This window comes from Mesorhizobium sp. M1348 (assembly GCF_040317925.1).
In the GTDB taxonomy this organism is placed as follows: domain Bacteria; phylum Pseudomonadota; class Alphaproteobacteria; order Rhizobiales; family Rhizobiaceae; genus Mesorhizobium.
Map to the genome: position 1 here is coordinate 101135 of NZ_JAMYLH010000007.1, position 23689 is coordinate 124823.

Genomic DNA, 23689 nt, shown 5'->3' on the forward strand with positions numbered 1-23689 from the left:
GTGCGCGACCTGCAAGGCTTGCATATCCTGATCGTCGAGGACGAATGGATGCTGGCGGGCGATCTTGCACGTTATTTCAGCAAGATGGGCGCCGTCGTGCTTGGCCCAGTGGCGACGATCGAACAGGCATCGAAACATACGGATGAGGCGGAAGCCGCGATCCTGGACGTCAATCTCAACGGCCGACGAGTGTTCCCGATCGCCGACGAGTTGATGCGCCGTGGCGTGCCGTTCGTGTTTTTCAGCGGCGACGAAGACATCGTTATTCCTGAGCGCCTCCGGTATGCCAGCAGCCTCCGAAAATCCTCGGACGGCCAGGCTGTTTTCGATGCTCTTTTCCCAGCCGAGACGACGGCATCGAAGGGAGGCCGAGCGTCCGAGCCCTCAGACGACGTATTTTCGCTGCTGCCTAAGCTCCGGCTCGCGGCACGTCTGCTGCTGGGAGACATGGATGCTTCCGACCGGCTGGTCGAGCGAACGCTCGAGCAGGCCATCGGCGAAATCGACAAGAGACGATCCGGCTCCTCCACCGAGGACTGGCTCAACGGCATCATGCGAAACATCGTCAGGGCACGCGGGCCAAGCCTGCTGCACTGACCGCAGCCGCTGTTTGTCGCGACTCTACTTCCGGCTGCGTTCGACGAATTTGTTGAAGCGGCTGGTTTTTCCGCCGCTGGTCTCATCCTGGTAGAGGAAGGCCAGTTCGTTCTCATCGAATATCCTGAAGAACTCGTCCCACTCGACGGGCTCGAACGTCTCTTCAGGCTCGCCGAAATCGATGCGCAGTATGCCGCCCTCGCCCTTGGTGCGCACCACCGCTGGCCGCCCCTCGCGGTCCTCGGCCCAACGGCGGATTTCGTCGTGATCGGTGGTCGTCTTCGATTCAGACATCGCAATCTCCCTTCGATTCCACCGCGAGATCCCCCGCGTTGCACAACCAGCAAATGCATCGCTGCCCGGCATGTGCGCGCGGTTGGTCGAACATGGCTCCTAACACCAAGCAGCCTTCGATGTTCCCACGCCTGGTTGAAACCTACCCCGGCGAGCCTCCTGAACTTTGTTGAAGCAAGGGAACAAACCTTTCGCCCGGAAGTTTGGGGCGGCAAAGCCATTCGTATGAGGAGTTGTCGTGAAACGTATACTGGTCACGGGAGGCTGCGGTTTTATCGGCCGCCACGTCGCCCAGGAACTCGTTGAACATGGCTATGGGGTTTCAATTCTCGATGCACTGCTGGACCAGGTGCATGGCGGCGAGGCAATCAGCCTGCCGCCAGGCGCCAAGCTGATCAAAGGCGACGTTCGCGATCGCGACGCCATCACGGAGGCGGTCGACGATGTCGACGCGATCATTCACCTGGCGGCTGAAGTGGGCGTCGGCCAGTCCATGTACGAGATCGCCCGCTATGTCGGCGCCAACGACCTCGGCACCGCCACGTTGCTGGAGGCACTGATCAAACGGCCGATCGAACGGATCGTCGTTGCGTCGTCGATGAGTGTCTATGGCGAGGGTCTCTATGCCACGCCGGACGGCCGGCGCATCGACAATGCAAGACGGCAGCCGGACGACATCCGCAGCGGCCAATGGAATCCCCTGTCGCCGGAAGGTGAAGTCCTGTCGCCGCTGCCGACCGACGAGCAGAAACCGGTCGATCTCGCCTCGATCTACGCACTGACAAAATACGCCCAGGAACGCGCCGTACTGATCTTCGGCGAAACCTACGGCGTCGACGCGGTGGCGCTGCGCCTGTTCAATGTCTTCGGCGCCGGACAGGCGCTCTCGAACCCGTATACCGGCGTGTTGGCGAACTTCGCCTCGCGCATCGCCAATGGCCAGCGGCCGCTGATTTTCGAGGACGGCGAACAGAAGCGCGATTTCGTGCATGTGCGCGACGTTGCCCGCGCCTTCCGGCTGGCGCTGGAACAGCCCCAGGCGCGCAGCCATGTCATCAACATCGGCAGCGGGCGAGCCTACGCGGTCAGCGACGTCGCCCGACTGCTCGCCGAAGCAATGGGCGTGCCTGGCCGCCAGCCGGAAATCCTCGGCAAGGCACGCTCCGGCGATATCCGCAACTGCTTTGCCGACATTTCGAAGGCGCGCGAACTGCTCGGCTTCCAGCCGCAGTACCGGCTGGAGCATTCGCTCGGGGATTTCGTCGCGTGGGTGCGCAACACGGTCGCCATCGATCGCAGCGCCGAGATGAAGCGGGAACTCGAAGCGCGAGGGCTGGTGTCATGAGACCGGATTCACCCGATTTTCGCGAAGCGCCCGTCGCCATTATCGGCGGCAGCGGCTTTATCGGCTCCAACCTCGCCGACAGTCTGTTGTCGGACGGCGAACCGGTGCTGGTCATCGACAATCTGAGCCGTCCCGGCGTCGAGCAGAATCTCGAATGGCTGACGCAAAAGCACGGCAACCGCCTCGCCGCCGAAATCGCCGATATCCGTGACACCGAGGCGCTGATGCCGCTGGTGGCGCGTTCGAAGGCGGTTTTCCACTTTGCCGCGCAGACCGCCGTCACCACGAGCCTGGTTCGGCCGGACGAGGATTTCGACATCAACCTGCGCGGGACATTCAACGTCCTGGAAGCCGCTCGCCGCGGCGGCAAGCGCATCCCCGTCGTTTTCGCCAGCACCAACAAGGTCTATGGCCGCCTCGCTGACCTCGCCATGCGCGAAGAGGATGGCAAATACGCGCCTTGCGACGCGGGCATCCGGGCGCACGGCGTCGACGAGACGCGCGGCCTCGATTTCTGCACGCCCTATGGCTGCTCCAAGGGCGCGGCGGACCAATATGTCCTCGACTACGCCAAGTCATACGATCTGCCGACGGCGGTGCTGCGCATGAGCTGCATCTATGGCCCGCGCCAGTTCGGGACGGAGGATCAGGGCTGGGTCGCCCATTTCCTGCTCAGCGCCTTCTCCGACCGGCCGATCACCATCTATGGCGACGGCAAGCAGGTGCGCGACATCCTCCACGTTGCCGACGCGGTTGCGGCTTACCGCGCGGTGCTCGACCGGATCGAGGCAGTCAAGGGCCTAGCATTCAATCTCGGCGGCGGACCGGACAACGCCGTCAGCCTGCGCATGCTGCTGAAGGAGATTCGCGACATAACGAAACGGGACGTTCCGATCCGTTACGACCGCGAACGCACCGGCGATCAACCGTTCTTCGTCGCCGACACACGCGCGATCGAGGCGGCGCTGGGATGGAAAGCGCACGTCTCGTGGCGAAACGGCATTCGCGACCTCACCGACTGGCTGCAGCGTCATCGCCTCGACCCGCATCCCGAACCGGCGAGGTACGTGGCATGAAGGTCGCTCTGGTCAATCCGTCCTGGACCTACCAGGACAGCATCTATTTCGGCTGCCGGCAGCCGCATCTGCCGCTCGAACTCGGCTATTCGAAAGCCTTGCTCGAAGCCGCCGGCCACAAGGTGCTGATGCTGGACGGGCAGATCCAGAAGCTCGATAACACCGCGCTTGCCGATCGCGTCGCCGCCTTCGAGCCTGGCATGACCGTCGTCAGCACCGCGCCGACCTACCTGTTCTGGCGCTGCGCACCGCCCGAGTTGCGCGTGCCGGCTGATTTCCTCAACCATCTTGCCGGGCGCGGCGGCCGCACCGTCGCTATCGGGCCACATGGCTCGGCGACGCCGACGCCGACTTTGCGCAAGCTTGGCGTCGACATCGTCGTGCGCGGCGAATGCGAGGAAGTGGTCGCGGAACTTGCCCGGCGCGACGACTGGAGCGCAGTGCCGTCCACGGCCCATTTCAAGGATGGAGAACTGGTTTCGAACGGCGGCGTGCATGCGAGCTCGTTCATCGATCACCCAGCGCTCGAATGGCCGTCGGACTGGATTGCCGCCCATCAGCACCATCATCACCGCTTCGACGATGATCAGGTCGGTTTTGGCGCGGAGGTCGAGGCGTCGCGCGGCTGCCCGTATAATTGCAGCTTCTGCGCCAAGATCGATTTCCGCGATGCTTACCGCCGCAGGAACCACGAGGCGGTGATCGCAGAGATCGACCGGCTGATCGCACAGGGTGTCGGCTACATCTACTTCATCGATGAGATCTTCCTGCCGCAAAAGGCGCTGCTGGAGGCCTTGGTCGATCGCGATGTGAAGTTCGGCGTGCAGACCCGTATTGACCTCTGGAAGCCGGAACTGCTGAAGCTGCTCGGTGCCGCCGGTTGCGTCTCGATCGAGGCGGGCCTCGAAAGCCTGACGGTGGAAGGCCGCGCCATGCTGGCAAAACGCTGCCGGCTGGGCACCGAGGAACTAGCTGCGTTGCTGGTCGACGCAAGGCGCCACGTGCCGTTCGTGCAGGCCAATCTGATCGGCGTGGTCGAGGACGACCCCGCGCTGGTCGACTATTGGCGAAAGCACCTGATCGACAACGGCGTTTGGGCCAACGAACCGGTGCCGCTTTATCCCTATCCGAGTTCGCCGAGCTACCGCGAACTTTGGGGCGAGCCCGATGACCTCGCCTGGGAGCGCGCGCATGAACATTACCTCGCATCCTTCCGAACGTTCAGCGACATCCAGGAGAAGCGTCCGCGTCCGCTGGCCGAATTGGAGGCCACATGTTGCGGACACTGAGCCCGCCACGGCGTATCCTGATGACTGTCGATGCGGTTGGCGGCGTCTGGCGCTATGCGCTCGATCTGGCCAGGCAACTGGTCGCCGGCGGCGACAGCGTTGTGCTTGCCGGGCTTGGTCCGGAACCGTCCAGGCAGCAGGCCGAAGAGGCCCAGTCGTTCGCGGCGCTGACGTGGCTCAACACGCCGCCCGACTGGATGACCCGCAACGAGCACGACCTCGACGCATTGCAGCAGGGGCTGCACCCACTCATCCGTGACTACGCCATCGAAATCGTCCATCTAAACGCGCCGACGCAGGCGGCGGGGCTCGACGTGCCCTGCCCAGTCGTGGCGGTGTCGCATTCCTGCGTGGTGACATGGTTCCACGCCGTCAAGGGACAGGCGGCGGACGGCGAATGGGCCTGGCAGAAGGAGCGCAACCGGCGCGGTTTCGACAAAGCAGGCATGGTCGTTGCACCGAGCCGCAGCCATGCCGACATGCTCGAAACCTGCTACGGGCCGATCACGCGGCTGAGCGTCGTCGGCAACGGCGCGCGGCCCGGCGCGAAGGGCGAGAGGCGGGAATCGGTCGTTTTTGCCGCCGCGCGTTGGTGGGATGAAGGAAAGAACGCGGCGGTGCTTGACCAGGCCGCCTCCCTGACGCAATGGCCGGTTTTCGTTGCCGGCTCCTTGCAAGGCCCGGACGGCCAGCATGTTGGCTTCAGTCATGCGGTTCCCGTCGGGCCGGTGCCACATGAAGAGGTACGCTCATTGATGGCCCGGGCCGGCATTTTCGTATCGCCGTCGCTCTACGAACCGTTCGGTCTGGCCACGCTGGAAGCCGCGATGTCGGCGACGCCCCTGGTGCTCGCCGATATTTCGACCTATCGCGAACTGTGGGACGGCGCGGCCATGTTCTACGACGCGCGCGATCCGGGCGATCTCGCCAGATGCATCAATAGCCTTTGCAGCGACGCGCAGCGCCGGCGAGAGCTCGGTGAAGCAGCCGCCCGCCGAAGCCGCAGATTTTCATTGGCAAGACAGGCGACCGCCATGCGCGGCGTCTACGACAAGGCGGCCCTGGCCACCGTGGCGGATAGTTGATTATGCGGTTTTTGTTCTACACCCATTCGATCGTTTCCGATTGGAACCACGGCAACGCACATTTCCTGCGCGGCATCATGCGTGAGCTGGTCGCGCGCGGGCACCAGGCTATTGCGCTGGAGCCGGCCGACGGCTGGAGCCGGTCGAACCTGCTGGCCGAGAAAGGGTCCTTCGCGATCGAGCGATTCCGGAAGGATTTTCCCGAGTTGATGCCGGTCACCTATGACACCGCCTTCGACCACGAAGCCTGGATCTCCGATGCCGATGTGGTGATCGTGCATGAGTGGACCGAGCCGGACCTTGTCGCGCGGCTGGGAAGGGCGAAAGCAATTGGCGGCCGTTTCACGCTGCTGTTCCACGACACGCACCATCGCGCCATCTCGGCCACGCAAGCGATTTCCGCCTTGCAGCTTGAACATTATGATGGCGTGCTCGCCTTCGGCGAGGCGCTGCGGGAAAGCTATCTTCGCGCCGGATGGGGCAAGCGGGTCTTCACCTGGCACGAGGCAGCCGATGACCATCTGTTCCAGCCCCATCCTGAAATCGAGCGTAGCGCCGACCTGATCTGGATCGGCAATTGGGGCGACGACGAGCGCAGCACCGAAATCAGGGAATTCCTGGTCGACCCGGTGCATGAGCTTGGCCTGAGCGGCACTGTCCACGGCGTCCGCTATCCACGCGAGGCGCTCGCCGACCTCGCCGCCGCCGGCCTGCGCTACGAAGGCTGGATCGCCAATGCCGACGTGCCGAAGGCATTCGCGGCGAACCGCATCACGGTTCACATCCCGCGGCGTCCATATCGCGAAAGCCTGCCCGGCATCCCGACCATCCGCATGTTCGAGGCGCTCGCCTGCGGCATCCCACTCGTTTCGGCGCCGTGGTCCGATGTCGAACGTCTGTTCAGGCCGGGCACCGATTTCCTGTTTGCAAACACCGGCTTCGAGATGCGGCATCATCTTCGCGCCGTGCTGCGTGACGCGGATCTCGCCGCATCTCTGGCGACATCGGGCCTCGAGACGATCCGCTCACGGCACACATGCCGGCACCGGGCGGATGAATTGTTCGGCGTGCTCGCCGAATGCGGGCACCGCCAAGCCGCCGACACGATCCTTGCAAAGGAGGCCGCCGAATGAAGATCGCATTTTACGGATCGAGCCTGCTGTCGACCTATTGGAACGGCGCGGCCACCTATTACCGCGGATTGCTCAAGGCCCTGGCCAAGCTGGGCTATGACATCACCTTCTACGAGCCGGACGTCTACGATCGCCAGAAGAATCGCGACATCGAAGCGCCGGACTGGTGTGCCGTCGTCGTCTACGAGGCCACCCCGCATGCCATGATGCAGGTGGCGGCGCGGGCGGCGGAGGCGGATATCGTCGTCAAGGCGAGTGGCGTCGGATTCGCCGACGACGCGCTGCTGCGGGCGGTGCTCGATCACGCCCGTGCCGATGCGCTCACCGTATTCTGGGATGTCGATGCGCCGGCGACGCTTGGCCAGTTGCGCGACGAGCCCGACCATCCGCTGCATCGCGCGCTGCAGGAAATCGACCTCGTGCTGACCTATGGCGGCGGCGACCCGGTGGTCTGGGCTTATCGGGCACTGGGGGCGGCCGAATGCGTGCCGATCTACAATGCGCTCGATCCGGAAACGCATCATCCGGTCGGCAAGGATAGGCGCTTCGCCTGCGATCTCGCCTTTCTCGGCAACCGGCTGCCGGACCGCGAGGCGCGCGTCGAGGCTTTCTTCCTCGACCCGGCCAGCCGCTCGGCCGATCAGCGCTTCCTGCTCGGCGGATCGGGCTGGGGCGACAAGCAGATGCCCGCCAATGTCCGATGGCTCGGCCATGTCGGCACGCGTGACCACAATGCATTGAACGTCACGGCCAAGGCGGTCCTCAACATCAGCCGCGACAGCATGGCGGCCAACGGCTTTTCACCTGCGACGCGCGTTTTCGAGGCGGCGGGCGCCGGCGCATGCCTCATCACCGACGCCTGGCTCGGTGTAGACCTGTTCCTGAAATCCGGCGAGGAAATCCTGGTCGCGCGCGATGGCGAGGATGTCGCCGAGATCACGCAAAGCCTTAGCGCCGAACGGGCCAAGGCGATCGGGGCATCTGCGCTTCGGCGGGTGCTTGGTGAACATACCTATACGACACGGGCCGTTTTGGCCGACGCCATTTTCAGGCGCCATTTCGAGCGTCCGACCGTGGAGGCGGCCGAATGACGAAGCCGCTCGACATCGTCTTTCTTGGCCTGTCGCTCTCCTCATCCTGGGGAAACGGCCACGCCACCACCTTTCGGGGGCTGCTTAAAGGTCTCCACGAACTCGGCCACCGCGTCACCTTTCTCGAACGCGACGTGCCGTGGTACGCAAGTCATCGGGATCTGCGCGATCCCGATTTCTGCGCGTTACGCTACTATGAAACGATCGACGATCTTCGCCGCAATTTTGCGCGCTGCCTGCGCGATGCCGATATCGTGGTCGTCGGCTCCTTTGTTCCGGAAGGCCCTAAAATCATCGACGTCGTGGCATCGCTGTGCACGGGTCAGTTCTGCTTTTACGACATCGACACGCCGGTCACGCTGGCAAAGCTTTCAACCGATGATTGCGAGTACATTGCCAGGCGGCAGGTCCCGTATTTCGACGTGTACTTCTCCTTCACCGGCGGGCCGACGCTTGCCCGTCTGACGGCGGAATTCGGCGCGAGGCGGGCCGAGCCGCTCTACTGCTCCGTCGACCCGGAACGGCATCACGGAACCGGTGATCCAATCCGCTGGGATCTCGGCTATCTCGGCACCTACAGCCCCGACCGCCAGGCGACGCTGGAGGCCCTGCTGTTCGAACCGGCGCGTCGCATGCCGGAGCGCCGCTTCGTCGTGGCAGGTTCGCAATATCCGCGCGAAATCGTCTGGCCGGACAACGTCGATCGTATCGAACACCTGCCGCCGGCAGATCACGCGGCCTTTTACAGCCGCCAACGCTACACGTTGAACGTCACGCGCAGTTCCATGATCGCGGCCGGATGGTCGCCCAGCGTGCGACTCTTCGAGGCAGCCGCCTGCGGCACGGCGATCATCAGCGATCGCTGGGCCGGACTGGACAGCCTGTTTCCAGAGCGGACGATCCACACCGCGCGCAGGACCGAGGACGTAATCGGAATCCTGTCCGGGGAGTCCGATGGCGCCCGGCTTGCCATGGCCAAGCAGGCGCGCGTGCTCATCCTGGCAGCCCACACAAGCATCGCAAGAGCCCGCGAATTCGTTTCGCTGCTGGCGCAGGCCAAATCGCCACGTTCTGTTCTCGATCTGGACGTCGAGAGCGCAGCATGACCCGCAGACGGGAGAAGATAGAGATGCAGCTATCAAGAAAGGCGCAACGGACCAAGACCGTGCTTGTCGCCGGCGGCGCAGGCTTCCTCGGTTCGCATCTTTGCGAGACAATGCTCCAGGCCGGCTGGCGCGTGATCTGCGTCGACAATTTCCTTACCGGCCGCATGGAGAACATAGCATCGATCGCCAATCGTCCGGATTTTCGGCTGATCAAGCAAGACATTTGCCGACCGTTGGAGCTTGGCGAACCGGTTGACCGCATCTTCAACATGGCGTGCGCGGCCTCGCCGCCGCGTTACCAGGCCGACCCGGTCCACACGACGCAGACTTGTGTCATCGGGACGCTCAATCTGCTGGAGCTCGCCGCCCGTAACGGCGCCCGGTTCCTGCAGGCGTCCACCAGCGAAATTTATGGCGATCCCGAACAGCATCCGCAGAAGGAAGACTATGTCGGCCACGTGAACTGCATCGGCCCCCGCGCCTGCTATGACGAAGGCAAGCGCACCGCCGAAACCCTGTGTTTCGATTATTTGAGAATGGGAAAGGCCGATATCCGTGTCGCGCGCATCTTCAACACCTATGGTCCCAGGATGGACCCTGCGGACGGACGGATCGTTTCCAACCTGATCATGCAGGCACTCGAGAGACGGCCGCTGACGATATTCGGCGACGGGCTGCAGACCAGGTCGTTCTGCTACGTTTCCGATCTGGTCGACGGCTTGATCCGGTTGATGGAGGTCGATCCCAATCCGCGCCAGCCGGTCAATCTGGGCAATCCGGGGGAGTTCACCATCCTGCAACTGGCGGGCCTGGTGAGGCGCATGACCAGCACCGAATCCGCCTTGAAATTCCTGCCGCTGCCGCAAGACGATCCTCGTCGTCGGCAACCCGACATTTCCCGTGCAAGGAAGCTTCTCGGCTGGTCGCCAAAAGTGCCGCTCAGGCAAGGTTTGATGCGCACGATCGGATATTTTGCCGAGCTTGAGACGGCGCAGATGGTCGATAGAAGACGTCGAATTGCCGCCACCGCGCGTTCCGCATCAGGCCGGCTGCAAAACCTGCCGGCCTGATAGCGGGGAGCGTCTGGCCGCTGCATGATCGCGCGGTCGTTGCGGATTTGGTCACTTTTTCTCGTCGCGGGAACAACCCGTCCAGCTTCTGGTTCTGCCAAGGTACCGGCATGGAGACGATTGTGCATCCCAAACGATCCGCCAAAGACATCGAACAAATGGCCGCAAGAGAGACGGCTGCCTTCCTGCGGCGCGCCTCCATCACCTATCTGGAATGTTGCGTGAGCCTGATGCTGACGCATCTTCAGAGGGAGGAGGTAGCGGCCATCCTCGAAAAGGAAGCGGATATGCTTCGCCGGCTGGACTGATCCTGGTCGAAGGGCCGCAGGTCCCCTTGGTTATCCAGGAAACGAAGCAACATCGCCGTATAACGTCTTGCCGCGGCCGCCAGCCGGATCTGTTCCCGATCATCGCCAGATCGTGCAGCCATGCTCCACAAGCCAAGCTGGAAGGCGAGATAGCAGGGCTCGTAGTAGTGGACCAGATTGGCATCGACGGGACGAGACGTAGTCGCTTCCACAGCCTTGCAGAGCGCCGCAGTCGCCGCATTGGAGAGGCTGTATTCAACGCGGGCGCCGGCAATGTCCCAGGCGATGTCCTGGCAGCCGATCAGATCGTGCGATCGGCAATGGTCGAGGGCGTCCGTCTTGACCAGCCTTCCACCGCGCGAAAGGATGAACTCCCACGGATGAAGCCGCCCGTCGATCTCGACCCGCTGCATGGTCTTGGGTGGAGCCTGTCTCGAGAACCAGTTCCGCAACTCCGTGGCGCGGCTTTCGCCTAAAGCCTCGCTTGTATTCTGCACGGCCATGTCTGCAAGCGCCTCCAGCGAGGCACCCGGCTCGGAGGCGGGCAGATTGGCTGCGCGCCAAGACAGATAGCGCGCGAGATGAGCGACCACCTTTTCTTTCGAATGCCTTGCCCGGTCCAGCGTTGTACCGTCGATCCAGCGTTCGACGAGAAAGCCATGGCACAGCCCGGCGACGTCCGGGCCAAAGCCTGCATCGTGCAGCCTCCTGGCAGTCTCGGCCTTGTGCATTCCGATTTCACCGAGGCCGACGAATTTGACCGACCATTTTTCCCGGCCCGCAGAAGCGACGAACTTCCGCCGCTCGAAGCCGCGGTGAACGGGTGGCCAATGGTCCTGCGAGCCATAGTGCAGGCGACGCCACTCTCCGCCGGATGTTTCTATCAGGCTGACCTCCGTGCTGCCGATCGTCCTGGCGACCCAATCCCGCAACGTCGGGACAGCGGATCCAGCGGGGAAAGTCCGTTCGAAATCCGCGGTGTGTTTTTGGCAAACCGTCCATGCCTCACGACTGTCCGCCGATGCCTCGGGACCCGGCCCACCCGAATGGCTTGGGAACAGATGGATGCGCCCGGCATCGATGCCCAGCGCTTGCAGCCATGCGACGACGGCGTGAAACGAACTGCCTGACAGGCCCGGGCCTTCGTCGACGACAGCGAAATCGGCCGACGGCCTTGTCCTCCAGCCGCCGATCAGTTCCGGATCGGCGGCAAGCCGCCTGCGAAACGGATGATCGGTCGGACGGACGCTGACGGGTGCCGGTGCGCCGATGGCTGCCGCCACCATCGCTGCCAGCCCCAGGCCGATGCTGCGGATGCCGATCACGCATGTGTTCGCATCGAGACCCGACTGCCGCGCGGCGACGAAATAGCTCTCCGGATAGAGCGCGTAATGGGCAAATCCTTCAGCCGTGCCGGTCAGGATTTCGCCATCGCAATCGAGTTCGGCCAGCATTCGCGGCACTTCAGCATCGATCGGGCCGTCGATGGCGAATCCGGCCCCCCACGATCTGCCAACGTCCCGGGCCAAGCCGACCAGGAGATTTGCGCCCGCGATCCGCTGTAGGGAATTCCTGTCCATGCCGTTGGCCTCGAATTCAGCATCGGCGAGGCCCTGGACCAGTTCCGAAGCCCTGATGAACAGGCCGACCAAGGCTGCGTGGCGTTCGATCCCACTTGGCATGTCCGCAATGTGCCCGGCCGCGTCGCAGGCCGAGCCGCGAACATGTCGCGCGCTCTCAATTCGCTTGTGGTCGCCATAGACGATCATTGTCCCGTCCCGGTTTGCCTCACCCCTGGCTGCACAACTCGGCGGGCGCTACTTTGATCCACTATCGGTTGCACGATTTTTGCAGCCGGCAAGGAACAATCCGGGAGGAAGGCGGTTTGGCACGAAGAACTTACCTTCAACAGCATAGGCAGCGGTTTCGTGGGATCGAAGAAAGTTCGAATCGGTATAGTCGGCGTCGGCAACTGCGCCTCCTCCCTTGTTCAGGGCATCACCTATTACCGCGACGCAAGGAGCAATGAGCCCATACCCGGGCTGATGCATGCCGATCTTGGCGGCTATCATGTCAAGGACATCAAGGTGGTCTGCGCTTTCGATGTCGCCAAGGGCAAGGTCGGACGCGATGTGGCAGACGCGATCTACAGCGCGCCGAACAATACTTTCCGCTTTGCCAATGTGGCGCCTACCGGCGCTCGCGTCGAACGCGGACCGACGCTGGACGGCATCGGCAAATATCTGCGCGACGAGATCGAGGAGGCCGACGAGCCGGTCGCCAACGTCGGCAAGATCCTCGCCGAAAGCGGCGCCGAAATCCTGGTGTCCTATCTGCCAGTCGGTTCGGAGGAGGCAACGCGCTTTTATGCCGAGTGCGCGCTCGAGGCGGGCTGCGCCTTCGTCAACTGCATACCAGTCTTCATCGCTTCGCGGCCGGAGTGGCGCCGGCGCTTCGAGCAGCGCGGCCTGCCGCTGATCGGCGACGACATCAAGAGCCAGGTCGGTGCGACGATCGTCCACCGGCTGCTCGCCAACCTGTTCCGTGAGCGCGGCGTGCGCATCGATCGCACTTACCAGCTCAATTTCGGCGGCAACACCGACTTCCTCAACATGCTTGAGCGCGAGCGGCTGGAATCGAAGAAGATCTCAAAGACCCAATCCGTCACTAGCCAGATCGACGTTCCCCTGGAGCCCGGCAACATTCATGTCGGGCCAAGCGACCACGTTCCATGGCTGACCGACCGCAAGTGGGCCTATATCCGGGTCGAAGGCACGACCTTCGGCGGTGTGCCGCTGAATGCCGAGCTCAAGCTGGAGGTGTGGGATTCGCCCAACTCGGCCGGCGTCGTGATCGATGCGGTGCGTTGCGCCAAGCTGGCGCTCGACCGCGGTATCGCGGGCGCGCTGACCGGTCCCTGCAGCTATTTCATGAAATCGCCGCCCGAGCAGTTCACCGACGCGGAAGCCCGCCAGCGCACGCTCTCTTTCATCGCCGGCAAGGACGAGCCGATGCTCGATGCCGCGGAATGACGACGACGTTCTTTCTGGTGCGCCACGCCGCGCACGACAATGTCGGCTGTTATCTTGCCGGACGGATGGCCGGCGTGTGCCTTGGCGAAGCCGGCAGGGCACAGGCCTCGCATCTGGCTGACCGCATGGCACGCGAGGCGATAGCGGCAATCTTTTGTAGCCCGCGCGAACGCACGCAGGAGACGGCCAATCCGATCGCGCTCGCCTGCAATGCCGGTGAAATCGTGATCCGCGAGGAACTCGATGAGATCGACTTCGGCACCTGGTCGGGAAAGACCTTCGAGGAGCTGAACCAGGATGCCGACTGGCGAGCGTGGAACGACCAGCGTCAGCAGGCGAGAACGCCGAGCGGCGAGACCATGCTGGACGTGCAGCAACGCGTCGTCTCGCTGATCGAGCAGGTCCGCGGAACATACCAGAATCAGTGCGTCGCACTGGTCAGCCATGCCGACGTCATCAAGGCCGCCGTGTGCAAAGTGCTCGGCCTGTCGCTGGGAAACTGCTTTCGCTTCGATATCGACCCAGCGTCGATCACCACGGTTGTTTGGGGGGACTGGGGGTCGAAGCTGATCAGACTCAACGAAGCTGCCTGACGGGGAATTGCCGGATGCGCATGGTCATTTTCGGTCTTACCGTGACATCGTCGTGGGGCAACGGCCACGCCACGCTGTGGCGCGGATTGATCCGGGCGATGGCCGGGCTGGGCTGGTCCATCACCTTCTTCGAACGCAACACTCCCTATTATGCCGGGACGCGCGACCTCGACCAGTTGGATGGCGGCAGCATTGTCCTTTATCCGGACTGGCAGGACATTCAGCACGTTGCCGAGCAGGCAATGAATGAGGCCGATGTTGTCATCGTCACCTCCTATTGCCCCGATGCCGTGAGCGCGTCGCGCCTTGCCCACCAGGCCTGTCGCGGGCTGAAGGTCTTCTACGATCTGGACACGCCGGTGACGCTGGCCCGGATCGAACAAGGTGAGCCTCCGGCTTATTTCGGGCCGGAAGGGCTTCGCGATTTCGATCTCGTGCTGAGCTACACGGGAGGAACCGCGATCGACGCATTGAGGTCGATGCTGGGTGCACGCCGCGTCATGCCGCTCTACGGCCATGTCGATCCAGAGCGACACCGGCCCGCCCCGCCCAGGCCGGAGTTTGCCGGCGACCTTTCCTATCTCGGGACCTATGCGGCAGACCGCCAGGCCGGGGTCGAAAGGCTGCTGGTCAATCCGGCTGCGCGCCTGCCGGATCGCCGTTTCATTATTGGCGGCGCACAATATCCGCAAGAATTCCCGTGGAGCGACAATATCTTCTTCGTCCGGCATCTGCCGCCGGCCGACCACCCCGCCTTCTTTTCATCTTCACGACTGACCCTGAACGTGACCCGCGAGGCGATGGCCGAACGAGGCTGGTGTCCTTCCGGCCGGCTGTTCGAAGCCGCCGCTTGCGGTGCTGCGATGGTGAGCGACACATGGCCCGGACTGGAGGCCTTTTTCCGGCCCGGTGAAGAGATCGTCGTGGCCAACAGCACCGACGACGTGGTCGCCGCGCTCGACCTGTCCGACGCCGAGCTTGACGCGATCCGCCGCCGTGCGCGCGAGCGGGTGCTGGACGAACACACCTCGGCGCGGCGGGCGAAGGAATTCGACCGCATCCTGTCCGATGCACTGCACGGCTCCACGCATGGCGAGCCGTTGAAGGAGGCAGTTTGATGTTGGGCATCGTGCCCGCAGCCGGACGGGGAAGCCGCATCCAGCCGCTCGGCTTTTCGAAGGAGCTTCTGCCGGTCGGCAGCCGCATCGACGGCAATACCGAGCGGCCTTGCGCGGTCAGTGAATACCTGGTGCGCCGCATGGTGCGCGCGGGGGCCGACAAGATCTGCTTCGTCATCGGCTCGGGTAAGTCGGATATCCTCGAATATTATTCTGCAGGCTATGCCGATGCGGCCGCTCTGTTTGTGGTGCAGCCCTCTCCGGTCGGCCTTTGCGACGCCATCTTCCGCGCCGCACCGCTCGTCGCAGCCGATGAGACCGTTCTGGTCGGGCTGCCCGATACAATCTGGTTTCCCGAAAACGGCTTCCTGGCCCTTCCGGACGACGGCCTGTCCTTCCTGTTGTTTCCGGTGGACCAGCCGGAATTCTTCGATGCCGTCGTTGTCGATGAGGACGACCGGGTGAAGCAAATCCAGGTCAAGCAGCAGAATGCCCAATCGAACTGGATTTGGGGTGCGTTCAAGATGCCCGGCCGCACCCTTCACCAGCTCGCCGCGCTGTGGCGGGAACGGGACCGGAGCGACGAATATATCGGCACGTTGGTCAATGCCTATCTCGCCGGCGGCGGCGAAGCCTATGGCATCAAGGCTGGCACCGCCTATGTCGACGTCGGCACCTTCAACGGCTACCGCACCGCACTTCGGCTGCTTGAAAGCGCCGCCGGGACCAAGGACGATCAAGCCGCCATTACGCTGCCCGGCCACCAGCACGTTCCTATCCTCGCAGGCGAAGGAGGCTAGCCATGCTGCATTCCGATGCCGAAATCCGCCGCCGTATCGATGCGCTCGGCCCATGGTTCCACAATATGGAACTGGCCGGCATCGAAACCGCTCCCGACCATTTCCTTGGCAACTATCCGCTGATCAAATGGCGCAAATTCGCCGACGCGATTCCCGCCGATCTTTCCGGCAAGGCGGTGCTCGACATAGGCTGCAATGCGGGTTTCTACTCGATCGAGATGAAACGCCGCGGCGCCGGACGCGTGCTAGGCATCGACTTCGATGAGGCTTACCTGGCGCAGGCGCGCTTTGCCGCTGAGGTAGCGGACTGCGACATCGAATTCCGGCAGCTCTCGGTCTACGACGTTGGCGCCCTGCATGAGCGGTTCGACATCGTGCTGTTCATGGGAGTGCTCTACCATTTGCGCCATCCCTTGCTCGCACTCGATCTGATCCGGGAGCACGTCGCCCGGGACCTGATGATCTTCCAGTCGATGCAGCGCGGCAGCACCAACGTGCCGGCGCTCGAGCAGAATTATCATTTCTGGACCCACGACCTGTTCGACCGGCCGGAGTTCCCAAAGCTGCATTTCATCGAGCATCGTTACGCTGACGACCCCACCAACTGGTGGATTCCCAATCGCGCCTGCACCGAAGCCATGCTGCGCAGCGCCGGCTTCGAGATTGTGCTGCAACCGGAGCAGGAGGTCTATTTCTGCCGTACCGCCGACGCGCCGGCCGGCGGCGGCGCCGTCTACCCGTTGAAAGGACAGATAAATGATTGAAGCCGCGATGATCTGGAACGAGCCCAACAACAAATCCCACTGGGATCCCGAGCTCGACCCCGACTGGAGCCGCTTCGCCACTACGGCAATCCTGGCCGCCGACGCGATAGCGTCGGAGAATCCCGCCTTGATCAAGGTGCTGGGCGGCATCTCGCCGATCGATGCCGGTTTCATGACACGGATGAAGGAATTCGGCGTGCTCGATCATGTCGACGCGGTCGCGGTGCACGGCTTTCCGCTCGACTGGAACCTCTGGCAGATCCACGAATGGCCGCAGAAGATCGGCGAGATTTCGGCTGTTACCGATCTCCCGGTATGGGTCAGCGAGGTCGGCGTATCGACCTTCGGCGCCGAGGAGGTACAGGTCTGGGGCCTGCGCCGGACCGCGGAATTGCTGATCGGCAACGCACCGCGCATCCAATGGTACAGCCTCTACGACCTGCCGCGCGAGTGGGAAGCGACGACGCGCCATCGCGAGTCGGAAGGCTCTTCCTATTACCGCCATTTCTACATGGGCCTGCTTCGTCAGGACGGCACGCCAAAGCCCGCGTTCGAGGAGTTTCTGCACCACGCGCCGGCAATGGGACTGGTGCAGTGGTTCCATTTCGAAGATCACCGGCTGGACGACGCCGTCGCCTGGATGAAACGGCTCGGCGTCACCAATCTGCGCACCGGGCTTTCCTGGGCCGACAGATTCAGGCCCAACGCGCTTGACTGGTTCGACCGGCAGATGGAGGCTTTGGCCGACTTCGACGTGACGGTCACCTTCTGCTTCACGCCGGAACACCGCGGATTGATGCCGCACCACAGCAGTCCGCCACTGGTGCCTGAGGAATTCGCCGAGTTCTGCGCGGCAATGACGCGCCGCTATGCCGGCAGCATCGCTGCCCCTTCGGTCGGCAGGCTGCGCGCCTCTGCAGCGTGAGGAGCTTTGGCTCTCCAGCCATGACGCTCACCGTCCTCAACGTCGCCTATCCCCTCGCTCCCGTCGGGCCGGATGCGGTCGGTGGTGCCGAGCAGGTGCTGTCGATGCTCGACCAGGCGCTCGTACAGGCCGGACACCGCTCGATCGTGATCGGCTGCCAGGGATCGAGCGCTGCGGGTGTCCTCATCGAGACGCCGGCCGAGCCGGGCGTGCTCGATGAAGCGGCGAAGCGCCGGGCGCAGCGTGGTCATCGCGCCGCAATTGCTACTGCGCGCGCGCGCTGGCCGATCGACGTGGTTCATTTGCACGGCATCGATTTCGACGCCTATCTGCCGGGCGACGGGCCGACATTGGTGACCTTGCATTTGCCGCTCGACTGGTATCCGGCCGACGCTCTCAATCCGGCGCGGGGGGATCTGTGGCTGCATGCGGTATCGGCGGCTCAGCAAAGGACCGCGCCACCGGGAGCCAGGCTGATCGGGCCGATTCCCAACGGAGTGGACATCGACGCGCTGAGCGAGCCGCAGGCCAAGCGCGACTTTGCGCTCGTGCTCAGCCGCGTCTGCCCGGAAAAGGGCATCCATCTGGCGCTGGACGCAGCCAAGAAGGCCAGCGTGCCGCTGGTCATCGGTGGCAAGGTCTACCCCTATGAAACGCACACAGCGTATTTTCGCGACGAGGTCGAACCCCGGCTGGACGACCGGCGCCGCTTCCTTGGTCCGCTCGGCTTTGTCGCCAAGCGGCGCCTGCTGAACACAGCCCGCTGCCTGGTCATCCCGAGCCTTGCCGCGGAAACCAGTTCGCTCGTCGCCATGGAGGCGCTCGCCTGCGGCACCCCCGTGGTGGCCTTCCCGAATGGCGCACTGCCGGATGTGGTCGAGCACGGCAAGACCGGGTATCTGGTCGGGGATGTCGACGAGATGGCCGAAGCCATCGCTGCCGCACCCGGCCTGGACCCCGAGACCTGCCGGGCCGAGGCGCGGCGGCGCTTTTCACTCGACCGCATGGTTTCCTCCTACATGGACGCCTATCGGGCGCTGGCACAGCTCGGCACAAACAGCGGGCAGTTCGCGACGGCGAGGTGAGCGGGACATGCTCCGCAGTGAGATCATCGACGATCCGGCGGACCTCGAAGCCCTCGAGCCGCACTGGTGGGAACTCTGGTCGCGCAGTCCCTCGGCGACGCCGTTCCAGTCTCCCGCATGGTTGCTGCCATGGTGGCGGACATTCGCTCCCGGCGAGCTAGCGACGGTCGCCGTCTGGCATGGCGACGATCTGGTCGGCCTGGCGCCACTTTATCTGGAATGCCAGGTCGCCGGGGCGCGGCTGCTTCCGCTCGGCATTTCGTTGAGCGACTATCTGGATGTCCTTTGTATTCCCCAAACCGCCGAACCGGTCGCCGTCGGCATCGCCGACACGGTTCTTTCCCTCGGCTGGTCACAGTGGATCTTGCAGGACCTGCCTCCCGGCAGCGCCGGCCTTGCCATCAGGCATGCCGCGCTCGAATCGTGCCAAGCCGTCGATCACGCCGCTTGCCCGGTGCTCGCCCTCGCCGGCGACCAGACGCTTCAAGGCTGTGTTCCGGCGCGGCGGAGGCGCCAGTTGCGCCGCGCCCACAGGGCCGCGTCGAGACGCGGCAGGGTCTCCATCGAACCCGCTTTGTCCGATCCGCAGACATTCCTCGATCACCTGATCCGCCTTCACCGCGCGCGCTGGGCCGGACACGGCGACGGCGTTCTGTCCGATACCCGCGTGGAAGAATTCCACCGTCACGCGCTGCCGAAGCTGGCTGCTCAGGCACTTGCTCGATGCTGGCTTGTCGCCATCGGTGGCGCGATCGTGGGCGCCTACTACGGGTTCCATCATCGTGGCCGCGCTTACGCTTATCTCGGTGGCTTCGATCCGGGCTATGCGGAGGAAAGTCCCGGCGCGCTGCTCATTGGCCGGGCGATAGGGCAGGCGATCTGCGAAGGCGCGGAAGAGTTCGATTTTCTGCGCGGACAAGAGGCCTACAAATACAGCTGGGGCGCCGTCGACCGGTGGACGATGCGCAAGATCTGGACGCGGAGCAAAGGGCGATGAGCGCGAGCCAGCCGGGATCTCGGCGGTCGACATCAGCAAGGCGGGTGCTGGAGGACTGCATGGCAGACGGTGCCGGCGTCGAAGCCGTCATCGCCAGGCTGGCTCTCCGTTTCGAGACAGGAATTGATGCCGCAGAATTGGCGAAGATCGTGCAAAACACGCACTCGGCCGACCCACGAAAGACGGCAAAACTACAACGAATTGCGGACCTGCTTCAGCGCAGGCCCGAGATCTTCCCCACGCTGTGCAAAACGGGTGGTGCCGTTCGGCACGAACGCGGTGAGGGAGAGACCGACGATGCGGTCGTCAAGCGGCTGGCGGCCGGGTTTGACGCGGCGGCGGCGATCTCCCCGGCGGCGAGCGTCCAGCTGTCGTCGCTGGGCAATGAGGAAAAGCTCTCTGCCGCTACGGCTGAGATCGTTGCATGGCTGGAGAGCCGGGGCTTTACCGGCAGCAGCCGCGACATACTGGATATCGGCTGTGGTATCGGTCGGTTCGAACAGGCGCTCTCCGCTCTGTCGCACCGGATCGTCGGCAGCGATATATCCCCGGCGATGATCTCGATCGCCCGTCGGCGATGCGCCGGGCTCGGTAATGTAGAATTCCGCCCTACCCGCGGTTTCGATCTTGCCGATTTTCGCGATGCCAGCTTCGACCGCGTGTTGGCCGTCGACAGCTTTCCCTATCTGGTGCTGGCCGGCCTCGCGGAACGACATTTCGTGGAAATCGCACGCGTGCTGAAGAGGCCAGGCATGGCCGTGCTTTTGAATTACTCATATCGCGGATCGCCGGCGCTGGATCGCGCCGACGTTCATACTTTCGCCAATGCAAATGGCATGCAAGTCCTCGTCGACGGCGAAAAGCCGTTCCGGCACTGGGACGGCGATGCCTTCCTGCTTACGATTTCCGGCGGAACATTGCGGCCCACCGCTGGTTCGGATGCCGAACGGGAAAAGCCGCTATTCGACAGTATGAAGGAGGACAAGATGGCGTCCGGCAGCAAGAAGCACATCGGTCGCGGCGGTCACGGCAAAGGCGCTGGCGCTGGCGCGATGACCGATCTTCCCAAGGACAAGATCGAAGAGAACGCCGTTCTGTCCAACAGAGATAAGAAGCAGCACACCAAGGAGCGTGGGCTCGACGGCAATCGGGTCAAATCCGAGCAGTACCAGGATCATTCAGCGGATCGGCGGCCTGAAGACTGATCGTTGCGGCAGCATGTGGCTTGCAGCCGGCGAGCAATTGAAACGCAGCGAGAGCCCAACTGCTGACCAAGCTGTGCAAGGACCGAAGCCGGTCGCATGGATGGCCTGCAAATTCTTGCAAACTCGCACTGTTGCCACCAGAGTGAGGTGAAGGGACCAACATTTGCCAAGAGAACGCGATGTCTCGCTCAAGGGAAGATTCCGTCAGCACGCGTGCCGATCTGACGATAGACCGGGAAATCGCTTCCTTGCTTGCGGCCATCGAACAGGAAAGGGTTCCTGACCGGCTGACCAAACTTGCGATCGAATTGCAGAACGCGCTTGTGAAAAGACGATTGCGCGAAACCAGTAATTAACGTGACATGTATTAGCGGCGCCTCTCGGCTTCGAAGTCCAGTTGTCCTTCGGACAGATAGCTGCGCCTTTCCATCAGCGTTTGCGAGGAACTTTCGCCAAGGTATTGCAGCACTCCGGCGCGTGCCCTGTTGAGCCGGCTCTTCACGGTTCCCACCGCGCAACCGCATATTTCGGCCGTTTCCTCATAGCTGACGCCCAGCACGCCTATTAGCATCAGAACCTCGCGCTGGTGCTCGGGAAGGCTCTGGATGGCCTGGTGGACTTCCTTGCCCTGTACGGACCATTCCTGTGTCGCTTCCGAGATCGGCCGCAGCGAAGCGCAGTCGAGCAGGCCGGGCGCTTCCCTCACTGCGGCCCTGACACGCGTGTAGTAGGTGTTGCGCATGATCGTGAAGAGCCATGACTTCATGCGCGTTCCAGCTTCGAACTTGTCAATGTTGGCCAGTCCCTTGGTCAGCGTCTCCTGGACCAAGTCGTCGGCATCATCGGGAGTGCGGCAGAAAGTACGCGCGAAAGCCCTTAAAGCGGGTATGAGGTGGACGATGGAAACTTCTTCGGTTTCGCGGGTCGCGAAGGCGTAGGCTGTGGGTGGCAATGGTCCAGCTCCCGTCCAGAATGAGTTCGTGAGCGCAGACCTGTTAAATGCATTGATCGAAAGATCGTTCCGGTGGGCGAAATCACCCGACCAAGAACCGGAGCGGCTTGGCTGGGCAACCCGGCCGGCGGCGATATTTTTGACGGAACAACCACCGGTATCGCGGAGTTCGAATCGAGGTCGTCCGAAATCCGGGGCGCCGCCATTGGCGCGTCGAAACGCGATTTCGCAGCGAGCCTTGGCCGCCACCTCAAGGACAGTCCGCCACGTCAAAACAGGAGGAATTCATGACAGGAAACAAGCACGCCAAAGGCAAAACGCCGGCCGATAGCGATCTTGCCAACGATCCCGGCATCGGCAGTTCCAAGGGCACGATCAAGGAGGGCGACCGGCTCGATCAGGGCAACAACACGTTCGAAGGCGACGTCGAGAACGACACCACGCCGCAAGGCGGTATCAATCCCCGGCAAAAGATACGGACCAACAAATAATGCCGGGGCCGGGCGCTGCGCTATCGAACAAACCCGCTGCAACTCGTGCAGCAATCCCGCGTTAAAGAGCATCGGCGTCGTGTCCGCCTTGCGCGTTGACCCGGCGGCTCTTTCGTGGAGATACAGATGACAAAAAAATCCTTTGGCCGCCCCGTTCCAATTCTCGTCGGCCTTGGTTTCCCTCGCCACGTCGAAAATATTTGGCAGGCCTATGACGTTCTGAACGAATGGCCGAGCCGCGGCCCGGCGCACAAGGGAGCGTTCGACGCCTGTCGCGCCGGACTGGCTGACGAGATCGATGCTGAGACGGTGCGAGCGGCGTTCGAAGCATTTGCCCGCAAGGCCGGAATTCTGGCGCACGATATGGTAGCCGAAATGCCAGCAGGGACTAAACCAAGGGAAGCCCACGATCTAGGCTGAACCCTGCCGGGCGCTGCAAACCATAGAGGCTACTGTTACTTGATAAGTCGGAGTACCGCCATGCTGAGGATAGAGTTCGATGTCCCGGTTTGCATCTACTTCGGTAAGCCGGGGCGATCGCGAACGGTCAGTTCGGTTTTCGAAGCCGCATACTGCCTCAAGAGCGAAAAATGGCCGGCGCGCAACGCCCCGTTGTCGCTGATCGCGACAGCAGCATTGGATGGCGCCCAGATCGGCCAAATCACGGCGGCGGAGGCTCGCGAAGCATTCGTCAATGCTGCTTGGGAGGCGAGAATCCTCGTCGAAGATCAGTCGCATCCTAGACCTGCCCCGACAGCAGCCTTCGCATCGGACGCGGGGTGAACAGGGGTACCTCAATGGCGTCCAAAACGCGGCATATCACGATTGGCTCGCGCCCTCGGCGTCCTTCTCCCGCTTTTGCCTGAGGATCTCGTCGGTTCCGACGAGCTTCTTCGATCCGCCGGGGATCGCGGTGGAGACGACCGCCGGCGGGTCGCTCGCCGGGAAGGAATCTTCCAGGCCTGCCTGCAACTGGTCTTCCAGCGTTTGCGGCTCTTCAGAGCGGCCGGGGGTCCTTCGGGTATCTACGTTCTCCAGCGGCTGTGTCATATCCGGTGAAGACTTGACGTCTCGAATCCAGCCATAGAGCTGTTCGATGGCAAATTCCTTCATTGCATCGAAATCGGCTTTGTCGTCACGCGATGCCTCGATTTGATCCACCATCGTCTTCTCGAAACGTTCAAGGCTATCGCTTCCGCAGGCCCGGCATAGACGCACCAACGCCTCTCGCAATATGAGCGGCGCAAAGTGCGCCGTCGCCTCAAGCCTGAGCTGCTGCAAACGCTCCGGGGTGGCGGCTTGGAAGTTCGACATGTTCGACCTCTCGCCTTGT

25 protein-coding genes and 1 pseudogene are annotated in these 23689 nt (G+C 63.0%); 22 read left to right on the plus strand and 4 right to left on the minus strand.

The genetic code is table 11. The features are described 5' to 3' along the window. Positions 1-597: a response regulator gene (locus tag NKH13_RS14680; RefSeq protein WP_352717743.1), complete on the plus strand. Its 597-nt coding sequence runs from the start codon at positions 1-3 to the stop codon at positions 595-597. 24 nt (positions 598-621) lie between these two features. Here the strand turns inward: NKH13_RS14680 and NKH13_RS14685 are convergent, their stop codons facing one another. Then, positions 622-891, minus strand: a complete 270-nt coding sequence (locus tag NKH13_RS14685; RefSeq protein ID WP_352912868.1) for a hypothetical protein — start codon at positions 889-891, stop codon at positions 622-624. A gap of 238 nt (positions 892-1129) precedes the next feature. Between NKH13_RS14685 and NKH13_RS14690 the strand changes: the two genes are divergently transcribed. The 8 genes from NKH13_RS14690 to NKH13_RS14725 are packed head-to-tail and all read left to right on the plus strand — an operon-like array spanning position 1130 to position 10086. Then, positions 1130-2236 (plus strand): NAD-dependent epimerase/dehydratase family protein, encoded by a 1107-nt coding sequence (locus tag NKH13_RS14690; RefSeq protein ID WP_352717741.1) that lies wholly within the window; start codon positions 1130-1132, stop codon positions 2234-2236. Next, the gene (locus NKH13_RS14695; RefSeq protein ID WP_352912869.1) at positions 2233-3312 is read left to right on the plus strand and encodes an NAD-dependent epimerase/dehydratase family protein; all 1080 of its coding nucleotides are present in this window, start codon (positions 2233-2235) and stop codon (positions 3310-3312) included. The genes NKH13_RS14690 and NKH13_RS14695 overlap by 4 nt, the downstream gene beginning before the upstream one ends. Next, complete coding sequence (locus tag NKH13_RS14700; RefSeq protein ID WP_352912870.1) at positions 3309-4601, plus strand: TIGR04295 family B12-binding domain-containing radical SAM protein; 1293 nt, start codon at positions 3309-3311, stop codon at positions 4599-4601. The genes NKH13_RS14695 and NKH13_RS14700 overlap by 4 nt, the downstream gene beginning before the upstream one ends. Beyond that, the gene (locus NKH13_RS14705; protein ID WP_352912871.1) at positions 4586-5686 is read left to right on the plus strand and encodes a glycosyltransferase family 4 protein; all 1101 of its coding nucleotides are present in this window, start codon (positions 4586-4588) and stop codon (positions 5684-5686) included. The genes NKH13_RS14700 and NKH13_RS14705 overlap by 16 nt, the downstream gene beginning before the upstream one ends. Before the next feature lie 2 nt (positions 5687-5688). Next, positions 5689-6819 (plus strand): CgeB family protein, encoded by a 1131-nt coding sequence (locus tag NKH13_RS14710; protein WP_352717735.1) that lies wholly within the window; start codon positions 5689-5691, stop codon positions 6817-6819. Next, on the plus strand, positions 6816-7910 hold the full coding sequence (locus NKH13_RS14715; protein WP_352717733.1) for a CgeB family protein: 1095 nt from the start codon (positions 6816-6818) through the stop codon (positions 7908-7910). Before NKH13_RS14710 ends, NKH13_RS14715 begins: the two co-directional genes overlap by 4 nt. Beyond that, complete coding sequence (locus NKH13_RS14720) at positions 7907-9016, plus strand: CgeB family protein (RefSeq protein ID WP_352717731.1); 1110 nt, start codon at positions 7907-7909, stop codon at positions 9014-9016. Before NKH13_RS14715 ends, NKH13_RS14720 begins: the two co-directional genes overlap by 4 nt. Before the next feature lie 23 nt (positions 9017-9039). Continuing rightward, positions 9040-10086 carry a UDP-glucuronic acid decarboxylase family protein gene (locus NKH13_RS14725; RefSeq protein WP_352717729.1) on the plus strand — a complete coding sequence of 349 codons (1047 nt, stop codon included), beginning with the start codon at positions 9040-9042 and terminating at the stop codon, positions 10084-10086. Positions 10087-10330: 244 nt separating this feature from the next. On the opposite strand, the gene NKH13_RS14730 is transcribed toward NKH13_RS14725, so the two are convergent. Next, positions 10331-12163 (minus strand): hypothetical protein, encoded by a 1833-nt coding sequence (locus NKH13_RS14730; protein WP_352912872.1) that lies wholly within the window; start codon positions 12161-12163, stop codon positions 10331-10333. 159 nt (positions 12164-12322) lie between these two features. On the opposite strand from NKH13_RS14730, the gene NKH13_RS14735 reads away from it, so the two are divergent. The 10 genes and pseudogenes from NKH13_RS14735 to NKH13_RS14780 all read left to right on the plus strand — a co-directional run bounded on the left by NKH13_RS14735 (position 12323) and on the right by NKH13_RS14780 (position 20913). Further along, the gene (locus NKH13_RS14735; protein ID WP_352717725.1) at positions 12323-13426 is read left to right on the plus strand and encodes an inositol-3-phosphate synthase; all 1104 of its coding nucleotides are present in this window, start codon (positions 12323-12325) and stop codon (positions 13424-13426) included. Beyond that, entirely contained in the window at positions 13423-14019 is a 597-nt protein-coding gene (locus NKH13_RS14740; RefSeq protein ID WP_352467989.1) for a histidine phosphatase family protein, read from the plus strand. The genes NKH13_RS14735 and NKH13_RS14740 overlap by 4 nt, the downstream gene beginning before the upstream one ends. A gap of 14 nt (positions 14020-14033) precedes the next feature. Next, the gene (locus NKH13_RS14745; RefSeq protein ID WP_352717722.1) at positions 14034-15137 is read left to right on the plus strand and encodes a CgeB family protein; all 1104 of its coding nucleotides are present in this window, start codon (positions 14034-14036) and stop codon (positions 15135-15137) included. After that, a complete protein-coding gene (locus NKH13_RS14750; protein WP_352717720.1) occupies positions 15137-15937 on the plus strand; it encodes a nucleotidyltransferase family protein in 801 nt (266 codons plus the stop codon). The genes NKH13_RS14745 and NKH13_RS14750 overlap by 1 nt, the downstream gene beginning before the upstream one ends. Positions 15938-15939: 2 nt before the next feature. After that, positions 15940-16701, plus strand: a complete 762-nt coding sequence (locus tag NKH13_RS14755; protein ID WP_352717718.1) for a TIGR04290 family methyltransferase — start codon at positions 15940-15942, stop codon at positions 16699-16701. Beyond that, positions 16694-17626: a glycoside hydrolase 5 family protein gene (locus NKH13_RS14760; RefSeq protein ID WP_352912873.1), complete on the plus strand. Its 933-nt coding sequence runs from the start codon at positions 16694-16696 to the stop codon at positions 17624-17626. The genes NKH13_RS14755 and NKH13_RS14760 overlap by 8 nt, the downstream gene beginning before the upstream one ends. Positions 17627-17646: 20 nt before the next feature. Continuing rightward, positions 17647-18711 carry a glycosyltransferase family 4 protein gene (locus NKH13_RS14765; RefSeq protein ID WP_352717714.1) on the plus strand — a complete coding sequence of 355 codons (1065 nt, stop codon included), beginning with the start codon at positions 17647-17649 and terminating at the stop codon, positions 18709-18711. Positions 18712-18718: 7 nt separating this feature from the next. Continuing rightward, positions 18719-19708 carry a GNAT family N-acetyltransferase gene (locus tag NKH13_RS14770; protein WP_352717712.1) on the plus strand — a complete coding sequence of 330 codons (990 nt, stop codon included), beginning with the start codon at positions 18719-18721 and terminating at the stop codon, positions 19706-19708. Positions 19709-19767: 59 nt separating this feature from the next. Further along, a pseudogene (locus tag NKH13_RS14775) lies at positions 19768-20472 on the plus strand (class I SAM-dependent methyltransferase); the annotation flags it as partial. A 222-nt stretch (positions 20473-20694) separates the two neighbouring features. Then, positions 20695-20913 carry a hypothetical protein gene (locus tag NKH13_RS14780; protein WP_352912931.1) on the plus strand — a complete coding sequence of 73 codons (219 nt, stop codon included), beginning with the start codon at positions 20695-20697 and terminating at the stop codon, positions 20911-20913. Positions 20914-21280: 367 nt separating this feature from the next. Here the strand turns inward: NKH13_RS14780 and NKH13_RS14785 are convergent, their stop codons facing one another. Beyond that, a complete protein-coding gene (locus tag NKH13_RS14785; protein ID WP_352516484.1) occupies positions 21281-21865 on the minus strand; it encodes a sigma-70 family RNA polymerase sigma factor in 585 nt (194 codons plus the stop codon). A gap of 287 nt (positions 21866-22152) precedes the next feature. On the opposite strand from NKH13_RS14785, the gene NKH13_RS14790 reads away from it, so the two are divergent. The 3 genes from NKH13_RS14790 (at position 22153) to NKH13_RS14800 (ending at position 23139) form a co-directional block, all read left to right on the plus strand. Continuing rightward, positions 22153-22356: a hypothetical protein gene (locus NKH13_RS14790; RefSeq protein WP_352717708.1), complete on the plus strand. Its 204-nt coding sequence runs from the start codon at positions 22153-22155 to the stop codon at positions 22354-22356. Positions 22357-22482: 126 nt separating this feature from the next. Then, positions 22483-22776, plus strand: coding sequence for a DUF982 domain-containing protein (locus NKH13_RS14795; RefSeq protein WP_352717706.1), 294 nt, complete (start codon positions 22483-22485; stop codon positions 22774-22776). Between the two features lie 60 nt (positions 22777-22836). After that, positions 22837-23139: a DUF982 domain-containing protein gene (locus NKH13_RS14800; protein WP_352717704.1), complete on the plus strand. Its 303-nt coding sequence runs from the start codon at positions 22837-22839 to the stop codon at positions 23137-23139. A 36-nt stretch (positions 23140-23175) separates the two neighbouring features. Here NKH13_RS14800 and NKH13_RS14805 read toward each other — a convergent pair whose 3' ends face one another. Beyond that, a complete protein-coding gene (locus tag NKH13_RS14805; RefSeq protein WP_352717702.1) occupies positions 23176-23670 on the minus strand; it encodes a hypothetical protein in 495 nt (164 codons plus the stop codon). Positions 23671-23689: the final 19 nt, after the last annotated feature.

Excerpts from the sequence above, each read along its gene's own strand:
- NKH13_RS14685 (WP_352912868.1), bottom strand. The coding sequence starts at position 891 with ATGTCTGAATCGAAGACGACCACCGATCACGACGAAATCCGCCGTTGG.
- NKH13_RS14695 (WP_352912869.1), top strand. The coding sequence starts at position 2,233 with ATGAGACCGGATTCACCCGATTTTCGCGAAGCGCCCGTCGCCATTATC.
- NKH13_RS14700 (WP_352912870.1), top strand. The coding sequence starts at position 3,309 with ATGAAGGTCGCTCTGGTCAATCCGTCCTGGACCTACCAGGACAGCATC.
- NKH13_RS14705 (WP_352912871.1), top strand. The coding sequence starts at position 4,586 with ATGTTGCGGACACTGAGCCCGCCACGGCGTATCCTGATGACTGTCGAT.
- NKH13_RS14710 (WP_352717735.1), top strand. The coding sequence starts at position 5,689 with ATGCGGTTTTTGTTCTACACCCATTCGATCGTTTCCGATTGGAACCAC.
- NKH13_RS14715 (WP_352717733.1), top strand. The coding sequence starts at position 6,816 with ATGAAGATCGCATTTTACGGATCGAGCCTGCTGTCGACCTATTGGAAC.
- NKH13_RS14720 (WP_352717731.1), top strand. The coding sequence starts at position 7,907 with ATGACGAAGCCGCTCGACATCGTCTTTCTTGGCCTGTCGCTCTCCTCA.
- NKH13_RS14725 (WP_352717729.1), top strand. The coding sequence starts at position 9,040 with ATGCAGCTATCAAGAAAGGCGCAACGGACCAAGACCGTGCTTGTCGCC.
- NKH13_RS14730 (WP_352912872.1), bottom strand. The coding sequence starts at position 12,163 with ATGATCGTCTATGGCGACCACAAGCGAATTGAGAGCGCGCGACATGTT.
- NKH13_RS14740 (WP_352467989.1), top strand. The coding sequence starts at position 13,423 with ATGACGACGACGTTCTTTCTGGTGCGCCACGCCGCGCACGACAATGTC.
- NKH13_RS14745 (WP_352717722.1), top strand. The coding sequence starts at position 14,034 with ATGCGCATGGTCATTTTCGGTCTTACCGTGACATCGTCGTGGGGCAAC.
- NKH13_RS14750 (WP_352717720.1), top strand. The coding sequence starts at position 15,137 with ATGTTGGGCATCGTGCCCGCAGCCGGACGGGGAAGCCGCATCCAGCCG.
- NKH13_RS14755 (WP_352717718.1), top strand. The coding sequence starts at position 15,940 with ATGCTGCATTCCGATGCCGAAATCCGCCGCCGTATCGATGCGCTCGGC.
- NKH13_RS14760 (WP_352912873.1), top strand. The coding sequence starts at position 16,694 with ATGATTGAAGCCGCGATGATCTGGAACGAGCCCAACAACAAATCCCAC.
- NKH13_RS14765 (WP_352717714.1), top strand. The coding sequence starts at position 17,647 with ATGACGCTCACCGTCCTCAACGTCGCCTATCCCCTCGCTCCCGTCGGG.
- NKH13_RS14770 (WP_352717712.1), top strand. The coding sequence starts at position 18,719 with ATGCTCCGCAGTGAGATCATCGACGATCCGGCGGACCTCGAAGCCCTC.
- NKH13_RS14780 (WP_352912931.1), top strand. The coding sequence starts at position 20,695 with ATGGCGTCCGGCAGCAAGAAGCACATCGGTCGCGGCGGTCACGGCAAA.
- NKH13_RS14790 (WP_352717708.1), top strand. The coding sequence starts at position 22,153 with ATGACAGGAAACAAGCACGCCAAAGGCAAAACGCCGGCCGATAGCGAT.
- NKH13_RS14795 (WP_352717706.1), top strand. The coding sequence starts at position 22,483 with ATGACAAAAAAATCCTTTGGCCGCCCCGTTCCAATTCTCGTCGGCCTT.
- NKH13_RS14800 (WP_352717704.1), top strand. The coding sequence starts at position 22,837 with ATGCTGAGGATAGAGTTCGATGTCCCGGTTTGCATCTACTTCGGTAAG.
- NKH13_RS14805 (WP_352717702.1), bottom strand. The coding sequence starts at position 23,670 with ATGTCGAACTTCCAAGCCGCCACCCCGGAGCGTTTGCAGCAGCTCAGG.